At 71.7% G+C, this 5240-nt stretch carries 7 protein-coding genes; 4 read left to right on the plus strand and 3 right to left on the minus strand.

Going from position 1 to position 5240, the window contains the following annotated elements; translation table 11 throughout:
* Positions 1–298: 298 nt before the first annotated feature.
* The gene (locus AB0G02_RS25150) at positions 299–775 is read right to left on the minus strand and encodes a hypothetical protein (RefSeq protein WP_360798012.1); all 477 of its coding nucleotides are present in this window, start codon (positions 773–775) and stop codon (positions 299–301) included.
* 203 nt (positions 776–978) lie between these two features.
* Here AB0G02_RS25150 and AB0G02_RS25155 point away from each other — a divergent pair, with 203 nt between their 5' ends.
* From AB0G02_RS25155 to AB0G02_RS25165, 3 genes are all read left to right on the plus strand, one after another.
* Complete coding sequence (locus tag AB0G02_RS25155) at positions 979–1725, plus strand: lysophospholipid acyltransferase family protein (RefSeq protein WP_360798014.1); 747 nt, start codon at positions 979–981, stop codon at positions 1723–1725.
* 22 nt (positions 1726–1747) lie between these two features.
* A complete protein-coding gene (locus tag AB0G02_RS25160; protein ID WP_360798016.1) occupies positions 1748–2260 on the plus strand; it encodes a polyadenylate-specific 3'-exoribonuclease AS in 513 nt (170 codons plus the stop codon).
* 80 nt (positions 2261–2340) lie between these two features.
* A complete protein-coding gene (locus AB0G02_RS25165) occupies positions 2341–3366 on the plus strand; it encodes a 6-phosphofructokinase (RefSeq protein WP_360798018.1) in 1026 nt (341 codons plus the stop codon).
* Positions 3367–3428: 62 nt separating this feature from the next.
* Here the strand turns inward: AB0G02_RS25165 and AB0G02_RS25170 are convergent, their stop codons facing one another.
* Together AB0G02_RS25170 and AB0G02_RS25175 are read right to left on the minus strand one after the other, a co-directional pair.
* The gene (locus AB0G02_RS25170) at positions 3429–3785 is read right to left on the minus strand and encodes a cupin domain-containing protein (protein WP_360798020.1); all 357 of its coding nucleotides are present in this window, start codon (positions 3783–3785) and stop codon (positions 3429–3431) included.
* Positions 3786–3807: 22 nt separating this feature from the next.
* Positions 3808–4056, minus strand: a complete 249-nt coding sequence (locus AB0G02_RS25175) for a DUF4242 domain-containing protein (protein WP_360798022.1) — start codon at positions 4054–4056, stop codon at positions 3808–3810.
* 100 nt (positions 4057–4156) lie between these two features.
* Between AB0G02_RS25175 and AB0G02_RS25180 the strand changes: the two genes are divergently transcribed.
* Positions 4157–5240, plus strand: a 1084-nt coding sequence (locus AB0G02_RS25180) for a BTAD domain-containing putative transcriptional regulator (RefSeq protein WP_360798024.1), incomplete at its 3' end; no start/stop codon positions are given.

A 5240-nucleotide genomic window follows, 5' to 3' on the forward strand; every position in this document is an offset into this window, starting at 1 on the left:
GTGGGCCTGTGGCTGACGCACCGGACGTGCCGCGACGTGAGCATGACCCGGGACGGCGAGGGCTACACGATCCGCCTGCTCGTGGGCTCGCCCCCGGCGCTCTGAGCGCCGGACTCCCACGTCGTGAGCGCCGGACCCACGCGTTCCGAGCGTTGAACTCACGCGTCGTGAACGTAGGACTCTCGCGCTGTGAGCGTAGGACTCTCGCGCTGTGGAGGTAGGACTCTCGCGTTCCGAGCGTTCAACTCGCGTGACGCGAACGTAGGACACGGCTGTTCCGGGGGTAGGACACGCGAGGTCAGAGGACTGCGCCGTCGTCCCAGCCCGAGTCCGGCGGCGGGGTGTTGCGCATCCGCAGGATCAGCCAGCCGGCGCCCGAGCACATCAGGACCAGCGCCAGCGGCGTGCCGATCGCGCCCGTCAGGCCGAACAGGCTCGGCACCAGCAGCAGCACGACACCCAGCAGGATCACCACCAGCGCCGCGATCGTGCCCGGCCGCAACGCGGGCAGCGGCGGCGGGTCCGGCGGCACGTAGTGGTCGTCCGGGTCGTCGGGGTAGGAGTCCGGGTCGTCGTCGGCCGTGGCCACCGCGGGCTGGCCCTCCGGCCTGGTGGAACGCACCGGCTCGGCCTCGTCGTCCTCGTCCGGCTCCGGGTCGACCTCGTCGGAGAAGACCTGCTTGCCCACGCCTTCGCGTTCCAGACCCGCCACGATCTCGGCGAAGGTCGCGTCCACGTCCTCCGGGCCGTCGGTCGAGTCGCGTCGGGAGTTCATCGGCGTGCTTCCAGCCCTCCTGGGTCGTGAAGGCCCATCCTCTGCCAGGTCACATCGTCCCACGACGCCGTTGTGTTGCGGATTACGGCAGCCGGTGGACCTTGGGACCGTACCGCCTCCGCGCGGGTCTTCGTTGTGTGTTGCGCGGTCGGCTCCGTAGGCTGGCGGCGGGGATCAAGCACGTCGAGGAGGCGCTCCCAGCGGTGCTCTACTGGTTGATGAAACACATCTTTCTCGGGCCGATCCTGAAGCTGTTCTTCCGACCCCGGATCATCGAGGGCGCGGAGAACATCCCGAAGGAGGGCGGCGCGATCCTGGCGAGCAACCACCTCGCGGTCTCCGACTCGTTCTTCCTCCCGCTGAAGCTGTCCCGCCGGGTCACCTTCCCGGCCAAGATCGAGTACTTCACCGGCAAGGGCCTCAAGGGCGCCTTCCAGCGCTGGTTCTTCTCCGGCGTCGGCCAGGTGCCGATCGACCGGTCCAGCGCCTCGGCGGCCCAGGGAGCGCTGGACACCGGCGTGCGGATCGTGCGCGAGGGCAAGCTCCTGGGCATCTACCCCGAGGGCACCCGGTCGCCCGACGGCCGCCTCTACAAGGGCAAGGTCGGCGTCGCCTGGATCGCGCTGGAGTCCGGTGCGCCGGTCATCCCGGTCGCGATGTTCGGCACCGACAAGGCCAACCCGATCGGCTCGAAGATGTGGCGGCCCTACCCGATCCGGATCAAGATCGGCAAGCCGCTGGACTTCTCCCGGTACGAGGGCCTGTCCGGCGACCGGTTCGTGCTGCGGTCCATCACCGACGAGATCATGTACGCCCTGATGGAGCTGTCCGGTCAGGAGTACGTCGACGTGTACGCGGCCAAGGCCAAGGAGGAGCAGGGCGACGGCAAGCCGGGCCACGACAAGCCCGCGGGAGGCGTCGATCGGCTGCCCGAGGCGAAGGCGGGCTGATCGGCACCCCTAGGCTGGCGGGGTGCGGTTCTTCTACGACTGTGAGTTCATCGAAGACGGGGTGACGATCGACCTCGTCTCCATCGGCGTTGTCGACGAGGAAGGCCGCGAGTTCTACGCCGTGTCGACCGAGTTCGACCCGGCGAAGGCCGGGCCGTGGGTGCGCGCGAACGTCCTCAACCAGCTGCCGTCGCCCGCCGACCGGGCGTGGCGCAGCCGGGAGCGGATCCGCGCCGACCTCCTCGACTTCCTCGGCGGCGCCAAGGCCAACCGGGACGACATCGAGCTGTGGGCGTGGTTCGCCGCCTACGACCACGTGGCGTTGGCGCAGCTCTGGGGCCCGATGCCGGCCCTGCCGCGCTCCCTGCCCCGGTTCACCCGCGACCTGCGCCAGCGCTGGGAGGACGTGGGCAAACCGCACCTGCCCCCGGCGCCGGCGGACGCGCACGACGCGTTGGCCGACGCGCGGCACAACCTCGCCCGGTGGAAGGTGATCGAGAGCGAGCGGCAGCGGCGGGGGTTCGCGGTCCGGTAGGTGGACCCTCGCTTGCTGCACCGATCCAGGGCGTGTCAGTCTTGGGTGACCCACGCCACGAGAAGAGATTGGCTAAGCAAATGCGCATTGGTGTGCTCACCGGCGGTGGCGACTGCCCCGGCCTCAACGCGGTCATCCGCGGTGTGGTCCGCAAGGGCATCGAGGCCCACGGCTGGGAGATCGTGGGCTTCCGCAACGGGTGGCAGGGGCCGGTCGAGAACCTGACCAAGCCGATCGGGCTCGATGACGTCGAGGACATCCTCACCAGGGGCGGCACCATCCTCGGCTCGTCGCGCACCAACCCGTACAAGATCGACGGCGGTGTCGACCGCATCCGCGAGACCCTCGCGGCCAACAAGGTCGACGCGCTGATCGCGATCGGCGGCGAGGACACCCTCGGCGTCGCCAAGCGGCTCACCGACGACGGCATCGGCGTCGTGGGCGTGCCGAAGACCATCGACAACGACCTGGGCGCGACCGACTACACGTTCGGCTTCGACACCGCCGTGCACATCGCCACCGAGGCGATCGACCGGCTGCGGACGACGGCCGAGTCGCACCACCGCGCGCTGGTCGTCGAGGTCATGGGCCGCCACGCCGGCTGGATCGCGCTGCACTCCGGCCTCGCCGGCGGCGCGAACGTCATCCTCGTGCCCGAGCGCGAGTTCAGCGTCGACAAGGTGGTCGAGTGGGTGGAGCGGCGCTTCGAGCGCCAGTTCGCCCCGATCATCGTGGTCGCGGAGGGCGCGATGCCCGAGGGCGGCGCCGAGACGCTGCACTCCGGCGAGAAGGACGCGTTCGGCCACGTGCGGCTGGGCGGCATCGGCACCTGGCTGGCCGAGGAGATCGCGGAGCGGACCGGCAAGGAGTCCCGCGCGGTCGTCCTGGGCCACGTCCAGCGCGGCGGCATCCCGACCGCCTACGACCGCGTGCTCGCCACCCGGTTCGGCCTGCACGCCGTGGACGCGGTCGCCGACGGCGACTTCGGCGTCATGGTCGCGCTGCGCGGCACGGACATCGTCCGGGTCAAGCTGTCCGAGGCCACCGAGGAGCTGAAGACCGTTCCGCTGGAGCGCTACGAAGAGGCCGAGGTCTTCTTCGGCTGATCCGCCGTTCCGACCGACGAGCGCCCCCGGACGACACGTCCGGGGGCGCTGTCCGTTCCCACCTACCTCTTCGCGAAGTTGATCGACCCGGTGAAGTCGAGCATCACGCAGGTCTCGTCCCCGACGATCCAGGCGTCGTGGCCCGGTTCGATGGCGACCGCCTCGCCCGGCCCGGCCTCGACCTCCCGACCGTCGTCCATGACCACGTGCATCCGACCGGCCAGGACGTACCCGGTGTGGGCCGCCTGGCACGACTCGGTGCCGGCGATCGGCTTGACGTCCTGCGACCACCGCCAGCCGGGCTCGAACTCGGCTCTGCCGACCGTCGCCGCACCCACGTTGACCAGGTCGACGTGGCCGTGCGGGAACTGCCGCACCTCGTCCGGATCGGTGAAGCCCTTCACAGCCGCCACGGACATGACCGTTCTCCTCTCGCGTTCCTCATCCCTGCACCACGGGGTGGATCTCGTCGGCCACCAGGCCGTGCGCCTCGCGGTGGACCCGCTGCGCGCTCTCCGCGTCCGGCGCGTCGACCAGGCAGAACACCTTCCCGGCCTGCTCGTCGACCCAGTAGTTGAGGTACCGGACGCCGTACTGGTCCTGGGTGCGGAGGTCGGCGGCGTGGGCTTCGGCCACGTCGGCGGGGCCGGCGCCCTCCGGCAGGTGGTGGTGCACGTCCATGAACAACATCGCGTCCTCCTGTCCCGGTCGGTCGCGCCACGCTAGGCGGCGCGGCGTTCCCGGACCGTTCCCGCAGGCGCTCCCGCCCGGCCGGACGTAGGGTGCCGCCATGCCGGCCACCTGCCAGGTGCACGTGCTGGGCAGGTTCACCGTCGCGGTCGACGGCAGACCCGTCCCCGGTGACGTGTGGCGCAACCGGCGCGCGGCCGACGTGGTCAAATTGCTGGCCGTGGCGCCCGACCACCGCCTGCACCGGGAGCAGGTGATGGACCGGCTGTGGCCGGACCTGCCCGCCGACGCGGCGGGGGCGAACCTGCGCAAGGCGGTGTTCTACGCGCGGCGCGCGCTGGGGTGCGCCGGCGCGGTCCGGTGCGAGGGGCGGCTGCTGACGTTGTGGCCCTGCGGCGTCCTCGACGTGGACCTGGACCGGTTCGAACGGGCCGCCGACGCCGCGCTGGCCTCGGGCGACCCCTCCCGGTGCGCGCTGGCCGCCGTCGAGTACCGCGGCGGCCTGCTGGTCGACGACCGCTACGAGTGCTGGGCGGCCGAGTCGCACGAGAAGGTCGAGGGCCGGTACGTCGCGCTGCTGAGGGCCGCGGGCGACTGGGAGCGGCTGCTCGAACTGGACGAGACCGACGAGGAGGCGCACCGCGCGGTGATGCGGCGGCACCTGGCTGCGGGCCACCGGCGCGAGGCGTTGCGCCAGTTCGAACGGCTGCGCCGCGCGTTGCGGGAGCGGATCGGGGTCGGCCCGGACGCGGAGACCGTCGCGCTGTACGAGTCGGCGCTGGCCGTGGCCGGGGCTGACCCGCCGTCACCGGCGCAACGGGCGGCGGTCGCGCTGGCCAACGGCCTGGTCGCGTTCGGGCGGCGCCACCTCGCGGACGCCGAGCGGCTGGCCAGGCAGGCGCGGGTGCTGGCGCTGGACGCCGACCTCGGCCACGAGTTGGGGGAGGCCTCGACGCTGCTCGCGCTCGTCGCGCACGCCCGCGGCACGTGGCACCGGGTGTTCCGGGAGGAGTTCTGCGACTCCGTGCGGCGCCCGACGCGGCCCGAGGTCCACGACGCGCACCTGTGCTTCCAGGAGTTCTACCTCTACGGGCCCGAGGGCCCGTTCGAGCGTCGACCAACCCGGTTCGCCGGCCAGTCCCCGTGCACCGCCGGCGTTCGCGAGCCACTCCGCCTCGTCGAAC

Source organism: Actinosynnema sp. NPDC023658 (assembly GCF_040639995.1).
Taxonomy (GTDB): Bacteria; Actinomycetota; Actinomycetes; order Mycobacteriales; family Pseudonocardiaceae; genus Actinosynnema.

What these genes read in the sequence shown, in the direction of transcription:
- AB0G02_RS25170 (WP_360798020.1), bottom strand. Translation starts at nt 3,785, where the DNA reads ATGTCCGTGGCGGCTGTGAAGGGCTTCACCGATCCGGACGAGGTGCGG.
- AB0G02_RS25150 (WP_360798012.1), bottom strand. Translation starts at nt 775, where the DNA reads ATGAACTCCCGACGCGACTCGACCGACGGCCCGGAGGACGTGGACGCG.
- AB0G02_RS25175 (WP_360798022.1), bottom strand. Translation starts at nt 4,056, where the DNA reads ATGTTGTTCATGGACGTGCACCACCACCTGCCGGAGGGCGCCGGCCCC.
- AB0G02_RS25165 (WP_360798018.1), top strand. Translation starts at nt 2,341, where the DNA reads ATGCGCATTGGTGTGCTCACCGGCGGTGGCGACTGCCCCGGCCTCAAC.